This window comes from Enterococcus sp. AMC1623 (assembly GCF_058216495.1).
The window spans coordinates 689,603-707,560 of the sequence record NZ_CM177096.1; the positions used below are offsets into that span (position 1 = coordinate 689,603).

Annotated in this window: 13 protein-coding genes and 1 pseudogene; 12 read left to right on the forward strand and 2 right to left on the reverse strand. The window is 35.5% G+C overall.

The window, feature by feature from the left end; all coding sequences use genetic code 11:
- Complete coding sequence (locus AC4BC7_RS03470) at nucleotides 1-1,701, reverse strand: hypothetical protein (protein WP_490503852.1); 1,701 nt, start codon at nucleotides 1,699-1,701, stop codon at nucleotides 1-3.
- Between the two features lie 194 nt (nucleotides 1,702-1,895).
- On the opposite strand from AC4BC7_RS03470, the gene AC4BC7_RS03475 reads away from it, so the two are divergent.
- Complete coding sequence (locus tag AC4BC7_RS03475; protein ID WP_490503853.1) at nucleotides 1,896-2,921, forward strand: YibE/F family protein; 1,026 nt, start codon at nucleotides 1,896-1,898, stop codon at nucleotides 2,919-2,921.
- Entirely contained in the window at nucleotides 2,918-3,679 is a 762-nt protein-coding gene (locus tag AC4BC7_RS03480; protein WP_490503854.1) for a YibE/F family protein, read from the forward strand. Before AC4BC7_RS03475 ends, AC4BC7_RS03480 begins: the two co-directional genes overlap by 4 nt.
- Nucleotides 3,680-3,694: 15 nt before the next feature.
- Here the strand turns inward: AC4BC7_RS03480 and AC4BC7_RS03485 are convergent, their stop codons facing one another.
- Complete coding sequence (locus AC4BC7_RS03485) at nucleotides 3,695-5,341, reverse strand: PucR family transcriptional regulator (RefSeq protein WP_490503855.1); 1,647 nt, start codon at nucleotides 5,339-5,341, stop codon at nucleotides 3,695-3,697.
- A 207-nt stretch (nucleotides 5,342-5,548) separates the two neighbouring features.
- On the opposite strand from AC4BC7_RS03485, the gene fdrA reads away from it, so the two are divergent.
- The 10 genes and pseudogenes from fdrA (at nucleotide 5,549) to AC4BC7_RS03535 (ending at nucleotide 17,935) form a co-directional block, all read left to right on the forward strand.
- A complete protein-coding gene (fdrA, locus tag AC4BC7_RS03490; RefSeq protein ID WP_490503857.1) occupies nucleotides 5,549-7,090 on the forward strand; it encodes an acyl-CoA synthetase FdrA in 1,542 nt (513 codons plus the stop codon).
- Between the two features lies 1 nt (nucleotide 7,091).
- Entirely contained in the window at nucleotides 7,092-8,510 is a 1,419-nt protein-coding gene (locus tag AC4BC7_RS03495) for a YlbE family protein (RefSeq protein ID WP_490503858.1), read from the forward strand.
- 15 nt (nucleotides 8,511-8,525) lie between these two features.
- Nucleotides 8,526-9,656 (forward strand): ankyrin repeat domain-containing protein, encoded by a 1,131-nt coding sequence (locus tag AC4BC7_RS03500; protein ID WP_490503859.1) that lies wholly within the window; start codon nucleotides 8,526-8,528, stop codon nucleotides 9,654-9,656.
- Nucleotides 9,657-9,661: 5 nt separating this feature from the next.
- Nucleotides 9,662-11,110 carry a cytosine permease gene (locus AC4BC7_RS03505; RefSeq protein WP_490503861.1) on the forward strand — a complete coding sequence of 483 codons (1,449 nt, stop codon included), beginning with the start codon at nucleotides 9,662-9,664 and terminating at the stop codon, nucleotides 11,108-11,110.
- Between the two features lie 21 nt (nucleotides 11,111-11,131).
- Entirely contained in the window at nucleotides 11,132-11,584 is a 453-nt protein-coding gene (locus AC4BC7_RS03510; RefSeq protein WP_490503863.1) for a nucleoside deaminase, read from the forward strand.
- Between the two features lie 300 nt (nucleotides 11,585-11,884).
- Nucleotides 11,885-13,765: an endonuclease MutS2 gene (locus AC4BC7_RS03515; protein WP_490503864.1), complete on the forward strand. Its 1,881-nt coding sequence runs from the start codon at nucleotides 11,885-11,887 to the stop codon at nucleotides 13,763-13,765.
- 286 nt (nucleotides 13,766-14,051) lie between these two features.
- Nucleotides 14,052-15,506: pseudogene (gene abc-f, locus AC4BC7_RS03520) on the forward strand (ribosomal protection-like ABC-F family protein).
- 86 nt (nucleotides 15,507-15,592) lie between these two features.
- Nucleotides 15,593-16,261 (forward strand): hypothetical protein, encoded by a 669-nt coding sequence (locus AC4BC7_RS03525; RefSeq protein ID WP_490503866.1) that lies wholly within the window; start codon nucleotides 15,593-15,595, stop codon nucleotides 16,259-16,261.
- A complete protein-coding gene (locus tag AC4BC7_RS03530; RefSeq protein ID WP_490503867.1) occupies nucleotides 16,261-17,121 on the forward strand; it encodes a sce7725 family protein in 861 nt (286 codons plus the stop codon). Before AC4BC7_RS03525 ends, AC4BC7_RS03530 begins: the two co-directional genes overlap by 1 nt.
- A 196-nt stretch (nucleotides 17,122-17,317) precedes the next feature.
- The gene (locus AC4BC7_RS03535; protein WP_490503868.1) at nucleotides 17,318-17,935 is read left to right on the forward strand and encodes an NAD(P)H-binding protein; all 618 of its coding nucleotides are present in this window, start codon (nucleotides 17,318-17,320) and stop codon (nucleotides 17,933-17,935) included.
- The last annotated feature ends 23 nt before the right edge of the window (nucleotides 17,936-17,958 follow it).

Genomic DNA, 17,958 nt, shown 5'->3' on the forward strand with positions numbered 1-17,958 from the left:
TCATAATGATTTCTCACCTATTTTTGTTTTAAAAAGAATATACAAAGCAATAATCCAGGAAAACATCGAAAAAACAATTGGAAAGATAATTTGCTGACTACCTCTAAATGTGACGGACAACCTATTTTTCCCTACTTGCTGTTTGACGGTGATAGACCCAATTTTAGTTAAGACGATATCTTTATCGGTTAATTTTTTGCCATTTAAAGTAAGTTCCGTTCGTGCATATTTAACAATAGGAACTTTTACTTTTGCAGCTTGATTGGCATTCCACTCGACATAAAGCTTATGATTCTTCACATATTTTTTAAACTGGTGATTAATTGCTAGGATATGCTGTTCATATTGGCGATAATTATTTTTATGATTTTGCTGATAAATTGGTAAATAATCAGGTGTTGATTTTTCTACCAATGTCAAAAGCGTTGTAAAGTCTGAAGAATGAACAGCTTTTTTTAATTCTTTTTTGTCCGTTGTTTGAATAAATAAATGCTTTCTTCCAGTTTGCACCATGCGTTTTTCAGTATTCCATTCATTCATTGGCTCTTGGGCTTTCAGCATCACTTGTCCAAGACTGAAAGCTAAAATGGTAGTAAGAATAGCCATGCTAAATAAATTTTTCTTCCCGTAAGATTGAAAAGTGTAGCACGCTAATAAGAGTAGAAAGATGGTAACTGGAACGAAAAAACGAAATGGAAACTGAATTAAATCAACTATCAGCAACTCTTTTCCTTGTAATTGATTCCAAGGAACGATATTAGTGGATAGGATGAGAAAAAATAACATCGTTCCACTGCATAATCGAATGAATGGTGGATATTTTTTCCATAATAAGACACTAGTAAGTAATTGTCCAAATAGTAATACAACTAAAAAGATGGGGGTTGTTAGCCAATAGCGTCCCTTGCTAGTAATCGCACTACGGTTCATATGCTGATTAATAAATGGATCAGCAATAGTATTCGTACTATAAATCATATAAAAGCTAACCCAAATAGCTAAGGTCAACAAGAAGAACAAACCAATCGAACAAGCCAATTTTTTTAGTAGATGGCTTTTTTTCGGATTTTTAATAAAGGCATAGCAGAAAAATGGAAGATAAATTAAGATTAAAATTAGACTTGTAAAAACATGTGTTTGAAACATAAGAGCTGTCAAAATGCCTAATTCTAACCAATTAAACTCTTTTTTTTCAGCCATATCGACTATTGGTACTAAACATAGTGGTAAAATGGCGGCGCCCCAACTAGAAAATCCTTGACGCATTGTCCAATATTGAATTGAAAATGTTGTTAAATAAAAAATAGCCCCAGCGCAGCTCAGTGAAGAGCGAATATGAGCTTTATTCAAAAAAGTGTACATAGAAATGCCTGAAAGTACAAAAATCATGAATCGAGAGACCACTTGATAGCCAAACCATGAAGGGCTAATTAAGACTAACAACCCTTGGATGTAAGCAATTAAGGGACCGTATAGCGCATTAACGATACGACCGGATTGTTGAAATCCATACATTGAGATAAAATGTTGAAAATTTCCTTCTTTCATTTGCATTGCGGCATCATAAAAACGATTATAATGAAACACTGCATCTGAGCCTAAAACCATACCTTTTGTAATCAATTGTGGGAGAATAAGAATCAAGGAGACTAGAAAAATAACAAGAATAGCTAGTCCATGTGTGTGAATCACTTTTTTCATACGAAAACCTTCAACTTTCTAATTATTTTTTTGTAAGTATAGCATGAAAGTTTTTTGGAAACGAATGAAATAAGAATCGACAACGTGTTTTCTAGATAAATTCTACGACTATTATAATGAAAATTTAAAAAATTGAATGGTTGTTCAAATCCATATTTTGTTTTATGCTTAAAAATGGGGAGAAGGAGGTCGACATGAAGCGAAAAATAACTTTAGGAATAATAACTACGCTGATCTGCATTTTTGGTAGTTTATTCATTCAAAACTACAGTGGAAATTGGTATCAGCAACCCTTAGCAAAAATACAAAAAATAGAAATTAAAGATAATCAACAACTTATTCAAGCAATTGGCGTGAATGGCGCAGCAAAGGGGAAGGAAATAGCACTAGTTTCTCCCTATCAAGAAAATGAAATTGAAAGTGTGCATTTAAAAAAAGGCAATCAAGTTTTTTATCAAGGTAATGAAGTGGTGGAAAAAAAGCGAGATGGTTTTGTTTTCTTTATGGTTAGTTTATTGTTATTAACTTTATTATTTGTAGGAGGTAAGACTGGTTTAACAACGTTTATTAGTGCATTGTTAAATAGTAGTGCTCTTTTTTTCACGATTTGGTTCTATCGAGAGCACGCATCGCTTTCGTTGATTCCTATGACAATGGTTTACATGTTTTTTTCGGTAGCGATTACCTTATTTCTCATTGATGGGATTCAAAAAAATAGTCTACAAAAATTTGTAGCGACGATTGTCACTATTTTAACGGCATTCGGTATTTGTTATTTTACAATGGCGATATTACAAGATAAAGGCCTACGTTTTGAAGATATGGGTGTATTGACAAGACCATATCGTCCAATCTACTTAGCAAGTTTATTAATTGGCGCAATCGGTGCATCCTTGGATACGGTAGTCACTGTTATTTCAACGTTAGAGGAAATTGAATTACGCAATAATAAAGTGACCCTCAAACAATTAATACAATCGGGAAAAACCGTTGGAAATGATATTAGTGGCACAATGATTAATGTATTGATTTGTTCTTATTTCAGTAGTGCGATTCCGGTCATTTTATTGTATTTATTTAACGGCTGGTCATTTGGCCAAACAATCAACATGTTGTTATCGTTAGAAGCAGTACGCGTATTATGTGGTGGTTTTGGTATTCTATTATCTATTCCGATTTCATTATTCTTCTTTGCAATTGGAAGGAGGAGAATTCAATGAGCGTTTTAGGTGTTTTATTGATTTTATTTATCCTGTGTATGGGAGTTATTATAGGGAAATCTTCTTTTTATGTATTAAGTGGCTTATTTATGAATTTACTATTATTTTTATTGCTGATTTTCTTTTTAAATCAAGAATTTTCGGTTTATCTTATAAGCTTATTATATATTTTAGGCAATAGTTTGATTACATTAGCGTATGTCAATGGTTGGAATGAAAAAACGAAAGCTGCTTTTTATAGTATGTTACTATTTTTGGTGGTATTAGGCATTGTTTTTATTCCGTTGATCCAAAGCTTAGCTGTTCATGGCTTTCCTGCACAAGAAATGGAAGAATTAGCAGTGATGAATTTGGAGATTCCAATTCGTTTTTCTGAATTAAGTGTCTCCGTTTTATTTATTGGTGTTTCTGGTGCGTTAATAGATGGAAGCATGGCAATTGCTAGTGCGACAACAGAGCTTTATCATCGACGTGAAGGCACCATCGATTTCTCCCGTTTATTTCAATCAAGCATGGCTGTCGTGAAAAGTATTTTGAATTCGACAATTAACACCTTACTTTTTGCTTTTATTAGTAGTAGTTTAGCATTGATTTTTTGGTATCAAGATTTAAAAATTCCTTGGCAAGAAATGATTCATTCAAAAGCATTTGTTGATGAACTCGCAATTATTTTATTGTCGGGAGTGGGTGTTGCAGTAATATTACCTTTTACAAGTGTGGTAACTTGTTGGTATTTATTGAAACGAAAAACGAGGTGACTACACCTCGTTTTTTTATGCTTTGGGATACTGTTTGTACAATTTTAAAGCAAATGTTAGATTGAACGCTGTTGCTGGTGTAGTCAGTGAACATCCCAATAAATTTTCGATTTTTTCGATACGATAAAGCAGCGTATTCCGATGAATGAACAATAAACGAGACGTTGCAGCTAAATTTTGCTGTTGCTGCAAATAGACATCCAATGTCTCAATTAAATGACTATCTGTTTCACAATCATAGGTAAGTAATGGAGATAAATAATGTTCAATTAAATTGTTAGCATCAGGCTGATTAATATGTCGATAAAGAAAATTCTCTAAATAAAATTCTTTAGCAAAATATAACCGATTCTGAGTGTGTGTTTGATACGCAATCATTTGTTTGGCTTCTTGATAACTTTGATTTAATTCAGCAAGTTTTTGCACAGAGCCAATAAAGATAGTTACATGGGCATCGTTGGCTAAAAAAGAGAGCAAATACTGATGAAATTCAGTGAAAAATTTATGTTGTTGAGTTTCATTTGACATTACTTCATCGCGATGCCCTACTAAACCAATGACTTGTTGTCCCTGTTTAAACACATGTAAATCAAAATGGGAGGTTGTTTGATAGTGATTTACAGCATTTAAAATGGTTCGCATCAGCAAGTCTTCGTCGTATTTTTGCTGTAACAAATCATTGCTTTTGCTTGGCGTTTCAATGGACAGGATGAAGACAACATATGCAAGATCATAGTCGAATTCAATGTCAAACGAACGTAATTCTTCAATTGTTTTCGTACCAAATAATAATTCTCGATAAAAATCACGTAGCACTTTATTATTGATGCGTTCTTTTTCAGCTTGATGAACGATTTTTAATGCGATTGCAATCGAAGCATTTTCTAAAACGATATAATCTTTTTGCGAAAGGGGGCGCTGGTTAGGTAAGACAATAATATAGCCATAAGTCACTTCGTTAAAAAATATCGGTAATAAAACGCCGTTGACACCATCTTTAAAAACAAAATGTGTTGGATGTTTTAATTGAGATACATTTGTTGGAATACTTGAAAGCAAAGTTTGGTTAAAAAAAGCCGTCGATTTTTGCTGTCTAAGATAGGGATAAAAGGCACTGGCTGGTTTATTTGCTAAAAGGCTCCAATCTGCATTGGTGATAATAAGCGGGTTCCCTAAAAAACTTTCTAATTTCTGTTTCAGATAATCAATACCTTCACCTTGCAACCCGTATTCCATAAATTTTGAATTAATATCCAATGCCATTTGGGCAGTCTCACTCGCTGAATCAGCAAGTAAATTCATTACTGTGTGCATGATTTTTGAAAAAGCAACACCATAAGGAATTTCAATTAACGGAATGGCTAATTCATCGCATAATTCGATTAATTTTTTTGGAAGGGGATTTAAATAAATTTTTGGTTTGATACAGACTGCTGCGATATTCAAACGACTAAAGCTTTTTAAAAAATGACTGAGCGCTTCGGGACTTTCTTTGAAAAAATAACCAGAAGTCACAATTAATTCACCTGGAGACAACCAATCTGTCGCTTTAGGATTATCTAAAATATTTACACCAGTAATTTTATTAGTGATTCCTGATTCACCAGCTAAAAGTTTAAAATCTTCAAACATAGGTAGTTTTAGAAAAGCAGTGATATCCATAATTTATAATACCTCCAAAAAATTTAGTTGTATATTGTGTACAAATGAATGAAGGTATTTTCAATCAAATAGTACATATTAAAGCGATTACATTATCGTTATTATATAGATATAAGTTCATAAAATAAAGTGTTTTTAGTTAAAAAGGCCTATTTTATGATAATTGTATAAAATAAACAGTTAGCTATAAAAGTGAGGAGAACCTAAATGAAGAACTTAGTAGTAAAAGTATTAAAAAATCGCTACATTGATTCTGTTTCATTGATGGCATTGTCTACCAAAGCTAATCAAATCGAACATGTTTCACAGGCAATCGTTGCAATGGCGACGGATATGAACAAAGAAGTAATGCGGAATGCAGACTTATCCAATGAGGTGGTAGAACAAGCACAGGCGAGTGATTTAGTGATTACGATGAAAATTACCAATGAAGAGGAAGCACAAGCTGTTTTAGCTAAAGTTGAAGAACTGTTAACTAAAAAAGAAAAAGTCACAACGACCAACGTCAAACGTGTATATCATACGATTCAAGAAGCTGTTCAAAATGAAAAAGCCAATCTAGCTTTAATTTCTGTGAACGGCCATTATGCGACCAGAGAAGCCTTGCAAGCTTTAAACAATAACCTAAATGTCATGATGTTTAGCGATAATGTGTCAGTTGCCGACGAAAAAATGTTAAAAGACTTAGCGAACGAAAAAGGACTTTTAATGATGGGTCCTGATTGTGGAACAGCAATTATTAATAATATTGGCTTAGGTTTTGCAAATAATGTACGAAGAGGAAATATTGGAATTATTGGAGCTTCTGGTACAGGTTCACAAGAAATTTCTGTACGTATTCATGAATTTGGTGGCGGTATCTCACAATTGATGGGAACAGGTGGACGTGATTTAACTGCTGAAATTGGTGGGAAAATGATGTTAGCAGGTATCGATTTATTGGCACAAGATCCGGATACGGAAGTGATTGTTTTGATTTCCAAACCACCTGCAAAAAAGGTACAAGAAAAAATTGTTGCTAAAGTCAAAACAATTAATAAACCAGTCGTCGTTTGGTTTGTGGGTGAAATGGAACAACGAGTAGATGGAAACATTTATTTTGAATCGATGTCCAAAAATACTGCCTTGAAAGCAGTTGAGTTAGCGGGTATTTCTACATCTAATTTAGATTTACATCCTTTAAACATTCCTTTGATTGAAGAAGTCAGACAGAAATTAGCACCTGAACAAAAATATATTCGTGGATTATTTACAGGTGGAACTTTAGCAGCGGAAGCTTATTATATTACGAAACAAAAATATGCAAATGTGTATAGCAACATTGCAAAAAATCCAGAAAACCAAGTAAATGAAAACTCAAGTGATGGCCATATTTATATTGATTTTGGTGCTGATGAATATACAGATGGTCGACCGCATCCAATGATTGACCCAAGTAATCGTATGGAGCAGTTTAGAAAAGAAGCTCGAAATCCAGAGGTCGGTGTGATTTTGCTTGATTTTGTCTTGGGATATGGCGCGCATCAAGATCCTGTTGGTATCATGGCAGAAGAAATTCGCCAAGCGAAACAACAAGCTGAGAAAGAAGGACGATATTTAGAAGTAATTGGCTATGTATTAGGAACGGATCGTGATACGCAAAATCTTGATGAACAATTAGCTAAACTGGAACATACAGGCGCAACATATGCAAGTAGTATGCAGAATGCGGCTCTTTTAGCCCGCGAATTTGTTGGAAAGGACGAGTAAAATGAATCCATTATTTACCGAAGAATTAACTGTTGTTAATGTTGGTTTAGAAAAATTTACTGAAGATATTCAAACTCAGGGAGGAACAAGTATTCAATTAGATTGGGCGCCACCTGGATTAGGAAATGAAGCAGTTTTACAAGCGTTGACAATCCTTGAGAAGCCTGAAAATCTAGAAAAAATTCAGCAAGCTAACCAACGAGTGTTTGAAATCATTACTTCATCAAGTATTTATTTAACTGGATACGCCAAAGCAATTGATGTTGTTCCTGGGATGAAGAAAAATATGATTTTGCATGCGGGACCCCCGATTACTTGGGAGAAAATGAATGGTCCTATGCAAGGAGCAGTTTTAGGAGCGATTGTATTTGAAGGTTTTGCTGAAAATTTAGAAGAAGCCCAAAAAGTGGCACAATCAGGACAAATTGAATTTAGTCCGTGTCACGAACATAATACTGTAGGTTCAATGGCAGGTGTTACTTCTGCATCAATGTATGTGCATATAGTTGAAAATAAAACGTATGGCAACGTTGCATATACTAATTTGAGTGAACAATTATCTAAAATTTTAAGAATGGGTGCCAATGACGATTCGGTGATTGAACGTTTGATTTGGATGCGTGATGTATTCGGTCCTATCTTGGCAGAGGCTATGACGTATTTAGAAGGAGGGATTGATTTACGCTTACTGGTTTCACAAGCATTGCATATGGGCGATGAGTTACACAATCGAAATGTTGCAGGCACAACGCTACTCATTCAAGCGTTAACTCCAGGTATTATTCAGACTGATTTTTCAGTAGCGGATCAAAAAGATGTGTTTGACTTTGTCGCAAGCAGTGATTATTTCTCTGGGCCAACATGGATGGCATTTTGTAAGGCAGCTTTAGATGCGGCTGTGGGTGTTGAAGAGTATAGCTCAGTTGTGACAACAATGGCGCGAAATGGAACAGAGTTTGGGATTCGCCTAGCAAGTACTGATCCTAAAGAATGGTTTGTCGGTCCGTCTCAAAAAGTTATCGGGCCAATGTTTGCTGGGTATACAGAAGAAGATTCAGGCTTAGACATCGGCGATAGTGCAATCACTGAAACATTTGGTTTAGGTGGTTTTTCAATGGCGGCAGCACCGGCAATTGTGGCATTAGTGGGCGGTACGGTAGCAGATGCGACAAATTATTCTTTGTCGATGGAAGCTATTACGACAGGAGAAAATCCCAATGTTACCATTCCAGCACTTAACTTTATGGGGATTCCAACAGGGATTGATATTCTAAAAGTGATGCAAACAAATACTTTACCCGTAATTAATACAGCGATTGCTCATAAGGAAGCGGGAATTGGGATGATTGGTGCCGGTATTACCTATCCACCGGTAGAAGCCTTTCAAAAGGCCATTGTTAAGTTAAGCGAAAAATTTTAAGTGTGGTGGAATCAGATGACAAAAACAATTTTTGATAGCATTAAACAAAAGCAACTAGATGCCGTGTTGGATGAATTATCAACACACGCCATTGATGTACACTCTGTAAATGAAGAGGGACAAACTCCTCTTCATTTAGCAGTAGCAACTAACCAAGTAGCAATTGCTGCGGTTTTATTAAACAAGGGGTTTAGTCCTAATACAAAAGATCATACAATGCTGTCACCTTTTATTGCAGCAGCAGCTAATGGTTTTTCTGAAATGTTTCAGCTACTTCTGTGCTATTCACCAGATTTAACTCAAGTAAATCGTTTTGGAGGTTCAGCTTTGCTACCATCTAGTGAGAAGGGGTTTATTCGTGTCGTTCAGCAAGCCCTAGATGCTGGAGTGCCAGTCAATCATGTGAATCGTCTTGGTTGGACTGCACTTTTAGAAGCTGTTGTATTAGGCGATGATGGCTTTCTTTATCGAGATATCGTCGAAGAATTAGTTACTTCTCAAGCGGATATCTCGATTAAAGATTTCGATCAAAAAGATGCTTGTGAGTATGCGACAGAATTCAAAAAAGAAACGATTGAGTGTTTATTAAATGCAGCGTATCCCACAAGTCCCTTTACTGAAATTAAAACACTCATTCGCGCAAATAACTGTTATCAAAGTATCCAAAAATTGCTTAAGATGGATGAATCTTTAGAGCAATTGTATTATTTAGGTTTTAGCTATGAATGTTTGAATCAATTGGATGCTGCTCGGTATTATTATGCGAAAGGTTTTCAACAAGATGCCCAATTTGCTTATTATTTAGCAAATCTTTATAAAAAAATAGGTGATCAAAAACAAGTAATCGCTTTCTTTGATAAAGGAGCACAAAAAGGCAATCGATCCTTTTTTATCTATCATAAATCAAATTACTTAAGAGAAATTGGTCGCCATCAAGAGGCAATTCTAATTATGGACGAATTGCTGAAACAAGCACCCAATCGAGTAGATTATTTGTTCCATAAAGCAAATAGTCTTCGTAGTTTAGGTAAACATCATGCAGCGTATGAGGTAATGATTGAAGCAGACAAGCTCCAACCAGCGAATTCATTATTTAGTGAACATGCTGCACAATCACAAAAATTGATAGAAAAAAATGGAGGATAACCACAATGGCTGAAAATATTACGATAAACAACCAAGATCCATTTATTGAAGAATCAGTTGATTTTACTACTGTAGCAGAAGAGTTACGCCCAAAAAATCAAGAAGAGCGTGATTGGGGAATTATGCAGTTCACGACATTATGGATGGGCTCTGTTCACAACATTTTGTCTTATATGACTGTTGCTGGATTTTTTATGCTTGGTTTAAACTCCAAACAAGTTCTTGCTGCGGTGATGACTTCAGCAGTGATTGTTTCGTTCTTTTATGTCATTAACGGGATTGCTTCGGCGAAATATGGGATCCCGTTTACCATGGTTTTACGGTCCGTCTTTGGAGTGAAGGGGTTCATTATTCCAGCTTTAGCAAGAGGATTAATTGCTGGTGTTGTCTTTTTTGGAACGCAAAGCTTTGTTACTGCTCGGGCGATGGATGTCATATTTAATCGGATTTTTCCAGGTTATACATCCATTGGTGGAGAAGCTACATTCCTAGGGTTACCCATTTATACTGCGATTAGTTTTGTCCTTGTATGGGTGATAACAGTTGGTTTATTTATGGGTGGAACAAAAGTTATTGATAAATTAGGCACATATGCGTCTCCGATAGTGTATCTATTTATTATTGGTGCTGCTGTATGGGCGATTAATATTGCGGGTGGTATGGAGAACGTCATGAATTATGCACCTGCAAATGCACAATTCAACACTGCTTTATTTATCGCTTGTGTGAGCGCATTAGTCTCTAACTGGGCGGGTCCGATTGTTAATATTGGAGACTTTACACAACGAGCAAAAGATTTAAAGTCAATGATTATTGGTTTACCATTAGGTTTTAGTTTTTCTTACATTTTATTTGCCATCACTTGTGTAAGTTTATTTGCAGGTACAGCAATTGCTTTTCCGGAAATGCAAAATTTTGATATCGTCATGGCTATTGATCAAATGGACAGCTCACTTGCGGTAATTGTTTTAATTATGGCTTTGAATTTAGGAGCGACTGCTTTTGTCGTATTTGGTAATTTGTTCCCAGCAGGTTTACAATTAACCTCTTTAGCACCTAACTTATTCAATGTCAAAACAGGTGGGATTGTAACTGGTATCATTGGTGTTTTAATCCTTCCTTGGAAAATTATTAATAACTTATTCTTATTTTATAGTTTCATTGGGTCAATGTTTGGACCGATTGCAGGTATTATGTTGTCAGATTTCTTTATCAATAAAAAAGGGCAGTTGAATTTGCAAGAGATTTATGCAGCTGAAAACAGTACGCTAAGTATGAAATACAATCGCCGTGCCGTAATTGTCTTAGCAATTAGTTTTACTCTTTCGATGGTAGGAGCCTTTTTCCCTAATGTTAGTTTATTAAAAATGATTAATGATTTTGCATTCTTTTCAGGATTAATTAGTTCGTTTGTTTTATATACACTGTTAACTTTTATCGATAAAAATAAATAAAATATCTAAGGAGCGAGAAAAATGAATAAATACTTTCAATTAGCAACCAAAGCGACACTTGAAGGAATGAAGCGTGGTGACGGAGGACCGTTTGGGGCAACGATTGTTCGCAATGGAGAAATTGTAGCAGCGGTTGGCAATACGATGATGCGCGATACCGATCCATCTGCGCATGCCGAAATGGTCGCCGTGCGAGAAGCATGTAAAAAGTTAAATACGATGGATTTATCAGATTGTGAAATTTATGCGACCTGTGAACCTTGTCCAATGTGTGTAGGCGTCATGATGTGGGCCAATATCAAAAAAGTATATTACAGTAACACGCGCGATGATGCTGCAAAATACGGGTTCTCTGATATGCATCTACGAAATTATTTAGATGGTAGTGATAAAACAGCTTTTGATATGGAAGAAATTGGTCACCGCGAAGACTGCGATCATTTATGGCAGGTATTTCAAGAATTAAACCCTTAAAAACTTTACAGAGTTTAAAGGACTTGTTATAATTCAACTTGTAAAAACTCGTTTTCTGAAAGAGGGACTTTTTGTGAGTGTGCAAGGTATCTAATTAAGCAATTGAATACAAATAAACCAAAAATATGCTAGGTTTATTTGTCATGCCTAAAGATACCTATTGAATCAACGAATGATACGACAAGGTAATAGGGCTTCCTATTGCCTTTTTTTATGCTTTTTGTATAACGAATATTTGAAAACGAGTAGATCACTCTGTTTTTTTCAAGGTATCTTTTGATAGTAGAAAGGAATACTCACATGAATAAAACCTTATTTCAAGCAACCGAATTTAATTTAATCAAAGAACAGATTATTCAGCGTTGTATTAGTGACTATGCAAAAGAATTATTAGCTGGCAAAGAACCGGCGACCAATTATCAAACCGTTCAAAAACGTTTAACAGAAACGAATGAAGCGATGTTAATTTTGGCATCCGGCCAACATGTACCATTTATGGGATTGAGTCAAATTAAACATTTGACGACTAAAATTGAAAAAGGTGCTATTTTAGAAGCCAGTGAATTAACAGAATACGGGGATTTTTTACGATCGTTTCGTCTGATTGCACGCTTTTTTGAGAAAAATCAGTACCAAACACCATTATTAAGAAGCTATACGAAAGACTTAACGGATTTTCATCACATCATTGATGCTATTTACGAAGCTATTGCCGGTAATCGGGTGAAATCCGAAGCCTCGCGTGAGTTAAAAAAGATTCGTGGAAAAATCATGAAACTAGAAAATGAACTTGAGAAAAAATGTGCCAAAATCTTAAAACACGCATTAACTAACGGTTGGTTGCAAGATCGTTTAGTTGTAAAAAAAGAAGACCGTTATACATTACCAATTAAAACAACTTTTCAGTCTAAAATTGCTGGTGAGATTATTGAACGGTCCAATCGTGGGACAACCGTATTTATTGAACCCGAAAGTTTGCGAAAATTAAATGACCAATTGATTTTCGCGAAAAGTGAAGAAACGGCAATTGTCTATCAGGTACTCGCATCTTTAACCGGGATGCTAGCTGAAGAAGCTGATGTAATTAGCTACTGTATGGATATTATCGTTGAATTGGACAGTATTTTTGCAAAAGCGAAATATAGTCAAAGTATTGGCGGAAAACGAGTAACGATTAATGAAGAAGAGACACTGCATTTTGATGGTGTCAAACATCCATTATTGACAAATCCAGTACCTTTAAGTTTAGAAATTGGAACAATGCGCGGTTTAATTATTACTGGTCCTAATGCTGGTGGGAAAACCGTAGTCTTAAAAACCATTGCGTTGGTGTGTTTGCTGACTTATTTTGGTGTTTGTGTCAATCATAATGGCAGTTCATCAATTGGACTGTTTAAAAAGATTTTTATCGATATTGGCGACCAACAAAGTCTCGAAAATTCGTTAAGTACGTTTTCAGGACATATGAAAAATATTAGCGAAATTCTACGTCATACGTCTAGGCAAACGTTGATTTTACTTGATGAAATTGGCAGTGGCACAGAACCCAATGAAGGAGCGGCCTTAGCAATTGCAGCGATGGAGTCCATGTATCAGCAAGGTGGAACAATTGTAGCAACGACGCATTATGGTGAAATAAAAGATTTTGCGTTACAACATGAAGATTTCCAAACGGCAGCGATGGCATTCGATTCAGAAACATTGACTCCGCAATATCGTTTATTACTTAATCAAGTCGGGGAGAGTAACGCCTTTTGGATTGCTCAAAAAATGGCGATTGATTCTAAAGTGCTAACACAAGCAAAAAAATATCTGCACAATAAGGATTATGCGACAAAAAAAATCGTGTATCAACGAAAAGCAACCGAAACAAGTAGTACACAAATAGAGTTTCATAAAGGCGATCGTGTCTGGAGCAATGAGCATGAGCAGTACGGATTGTTTTATGAGTACCAAGATGAATATTCTGCTAAAATACTTATTGAAAAACAGCTGATTTCTGTTTCGCTTAAACGCTTGAAACTAGCTGTCCCAGCAAGCGAATTATACCCACAAGGTTATGATTTGGAACAATTATTTGTTGAGTATCATGAGCGGAAATTTAATCGAGATATTGATCGTGGCTCAAAAAAAGCACAAAAACAATTACGCAGACAAGCCGAACAAAGACAAAAGCATTGATAAGAATAAAAAAGCATGGTATTCTACTTTTATCAACCAAGTAAAGGGGAATGAAAGGTGACTGCATCTATGAGATTACGTTTTTTACTTTTGAATCGTTAATTTAATACAAATTCAAAAGTCTTGTAACGAAATTCATGGGTGAAGTGTGCACTTTTTAAGTAGATACACATAGATAAAATGAACGTAGGGATAGTATAAGACTATCCCTTTTTTGTGTCCATTTTTTAATTAAATAGAAAAGTTACATGGAATCCCTGTTCGTTACAACAGGAAGGATCAAACCATGGAAGAACAAACTATTCAAATCAAAGACTTAGAGTTAATTTATTCAGGAAAAGAGATTGTAATCGTTCCTGAATTAAACGTTTATATGAATGAAAAAATTGGTATTATCGGAGAAAATGGTTCTGGGAAAACAAGTTTAATGAAATTAATTGCGCATCAATTGACTCCTACCAAAGGAACAATTCAGACAAGTATCGATTTTCAGTACTATGCTCAAATGGATGATGTGGTAGAAGAATCAATAACTGATTTAGACGGTGCATTATTAAGTCGCTTTACAGTGCCCACGACGGATGTCCAAAATTTAAGTGGGGGTGAGATGACGAAATATCGTTTAACGCAATTGCTTTCAACTTATCAATCAGGGATGTTATTGGATGAGCCAACAACTCATTTGGATCAGCGTGGAAAACAGCAATTAATTGAAGAATTGCGTTATTATTACGGTACGTTGTTGTTTATTAGTCATGACCGTTTCTTTTTAAATGAATTGGCTGAAAAAATTTGGGAAATAAAAGATGGCAAAATTACAGAATACAAAGGGAACTACGATGCCTATCTGCAACAAAAAGAACATGAAAAAAACAGTCAAGAGCGTGCACACCAAGAGTATCAAAAAGAAATGTAACGATTAACAAAAGGTATTCAAGAGAAAAAACAAAAAGCAGAACAAGCCGGAAAAATTTCAGATAAAAAGAAAAAACAAAATGTTCGACCAGATCGACTGTCTTCTTCAAAACAAAAAGATACCGTTCAAAAAAATCTTTATAAACAAGCCAAAGCCATGACATCTCGCTTGGAACAATTAAAAGAAGTTCAAGGCTTGGAGCGAGAGACAAGCATTAAGTTTCCGAAACACGAGACAGCTGAAATTCATAATCCATATCCGCTACGCATTGAGAAACTAACAGTAACTTATGATCAAAAACGTATTTTAGATGAAGTGGACTTTCAATTGCCTTTAGGGAAAAAAGTAGCTGTTGTGGGGTCAAATGGTGCCGGTAAGTCCACTTTATTACAAGCAATTTTAGATGGTCATTCAAGTATTGTTTTATCACCAAAAGTAAAAATAGAGACGTATCGTCAAATGGACTATCAATTGTCTAGTCAACGGTCGTTATTACTTGAATTAATGACAGAAACAGATTGGCCTGAAAGTACTGTCCGTTCATTGCTACATCATTTAGGTTTTTCACAAGATGAAGTATTCAAACCACTATCCGTATTAAGTGGCGGCGAAGCGACACGTGTTGCGATTGCTCAATTATTTACACGACCATCCAATCTATTAATATTGGATGAACCTACAAATTTTATTGACTTAACAACCATTCAAGCACTAGAGATGTTTCTAAAAGAATACACAGGGACTGTGCTCTTCACATCGCACGATCCACATTTTATTGAATTAGCGGATGAAGTGTGGGAACTCAAAAATGGAAAGCTAGTGTAATAAAAGCCGATATATCTTTAAGTTCCACTTGCAAAAAGTGAACGTATGTTCTATTCTGTAATTAACATAAAATAAGGAGAACGATTATGAAGACACCCTTAACCATTCAAATGGAAGAAAGTTTGTATTATTCCTGTCGAGAAAATGGTGATATTGTTATTGAAGAGGTCACAATGCCTGATGATCAAGGGATTGTCGATACACTAAGTTGCCGTTTAGATGTCGCCAATCAGTTTGAATGGCGTTGTTATGAGCTAAAAGTTAGTAAAGCAGATTTTCGTTCAAAAGCAAAGTTATCGTTTGTCGGTCATTATAATTATTTTGTGTTACCTGAAAAATTGTATTTAGCAGTCCAAGATGAAATCCCCAGTCAGATTGGTGTATTAGTTTTTCATTCGTATATCAATGAAGAGATTGGGGTACCAGGGTACTTTACGACCGCTAAAAAACCGCAACGTCAAGAATTACAAGTCAATGAACAAGAGTTGCTTTATCGCTTAATCGCCTCGCAAGCACGAGAAGTAGGCAAAGCAAAAAAAACAGCTCGTGGCTTGCGAGTATTTGGTACTGAACAATTATTTAAAGAGCTCAAACGTAGACAGCCAGAATACGATTTGTTTGGGGGCGGAGTGAACTATTACGACCGTTTTATTGAAGAGACACAATCGCAAGCAATAGAATCTTTAAAAGAGGAACTAGAGGCGACACGTGCTGCTTATTTTGAACTTGAAAATCGCTGGTTGGAGGAAAAGTAATGTATTATCCTTATTTTCGTGGCAAACAATTTGATTTGATTGCATTACGCACGTTGTTGGAAGAAAATCGTTTGTCAAAGCGAATTCAGCCAATTATCGAACCAGTAAAAAAAACGACTGCTTTTACAAAATTAATAGACACAAGTCAACAAATGGCGCACCCTTTTTATATTATTCAAAATCCACAAGTGGGGGCTTTTGCTACTGAAAATGGTTTAGAAACATTGCGCCAACTTCCTAATGAAAAAGCGTATCTATTAGATCAACCATTAGAAACCGTAGAGACTCCTTCAGAAATGATAATTATTAATCAAGCAGCACCTGCTCTAGCAAGTGAATGGAACAATTACCAAGCAAAAGTGTTAGTACCAGAAGAATTTCGTTTATTACAGAGAGTCAAAGGGCAACGGATTTTATCAGAAGATGCCTTTACCCGTTTGCCAAGAACGCATTTTTATCAAGAACAAATGGATGAACTTTTTTCAGTGACACATCAAACTTATCAGAAGAAAGGCTTTGTGGGCTTTAGCGATTTTTCAATAGATAGTCGCATCTATTATGAACATGGCTATCCCACACCTATTTTGAGTTTGCACCTTGTCTATTTTGCAAAGGATCAATTGCGCATCCATCATTTTTTATCACCAGAAGAATTACCTTCGCAAAAGGAAAAATTTTTAGCACTCATGATGGAAGTTGATCAATGGATGCCTCAGTTATGTGACAATCAACCAACAAAGGGGCTGGAATTATTGTTAGAAAATGCAGCGAAAGAAAAATTCCCTGGGATGGGTGTGATGCGTAAAGCAGCTGTTATGCATCATTTGGAATTGATGAGTCGTTATTTAGATGGGAGATAATCAACTATTATAGGTAGTTATAAGGGAACTCATAAAATTGATTATTGGACCATTTGCTTTTTACTGAGTAATAATGTGGAAAAACATAAAGACAAAATGAGCGTGTAACAACACATTTCAACTGATACAATCTTTCCTAAAAGTGTCATTTTCCCTTTGATTTTGCTAGTATAAAGATAAAAGGAGGGCGAAAACAATGAAGAAATTAGTTATTTTTGGAGGTAGTGGTTTTTTAGGTCGTGAAATTATCAAAGCTGCTCGTGAGGATTATCATGTAATCAGTGTCTCACGTCATGGGCAACCAGCATTGGACGAAGAATGGCTGTCAACTATTGAATGGGTAAAAGGAGACGTTTTTCAACCAAACGGCTGGCGCCATGTGCTTAAAGACGCCGATATTGTGATTGATGCGATTGGTTTGTTAGTTGAAAATCGTAAAAAAGGCTTAACGTACGAGCGTTTCAATATTGAACCAGCTAAAATAACTGCTGATGAAGCACAAAAAATGAAGGTTCCTTATTTTGTTTATATTTCAGCGAACCGTTTTACGACTCTTTTCTTAAAACGTTATTTTCACTCAAAAGCGAGAGCTGAATCGATTGTTTTATCTTATTTTCCTCATGCGTTATTGGTTCGTCCAAGCTTTATGTATGGGAAACAGCGTAAACTGACTACGATACAAGCGAAAATGATTCACTTAGCCAAAAAAGTCCCCATCATTTCACAACCAATTAAACAATTGCAGCCTCAAAAAGTCGAAGAAGTGGCACAAGCAATTGTCATTAAAATGAAAGAGATGACAGAAGAAAAATAGTTCTGTTGTTTAAAAGGAGTATA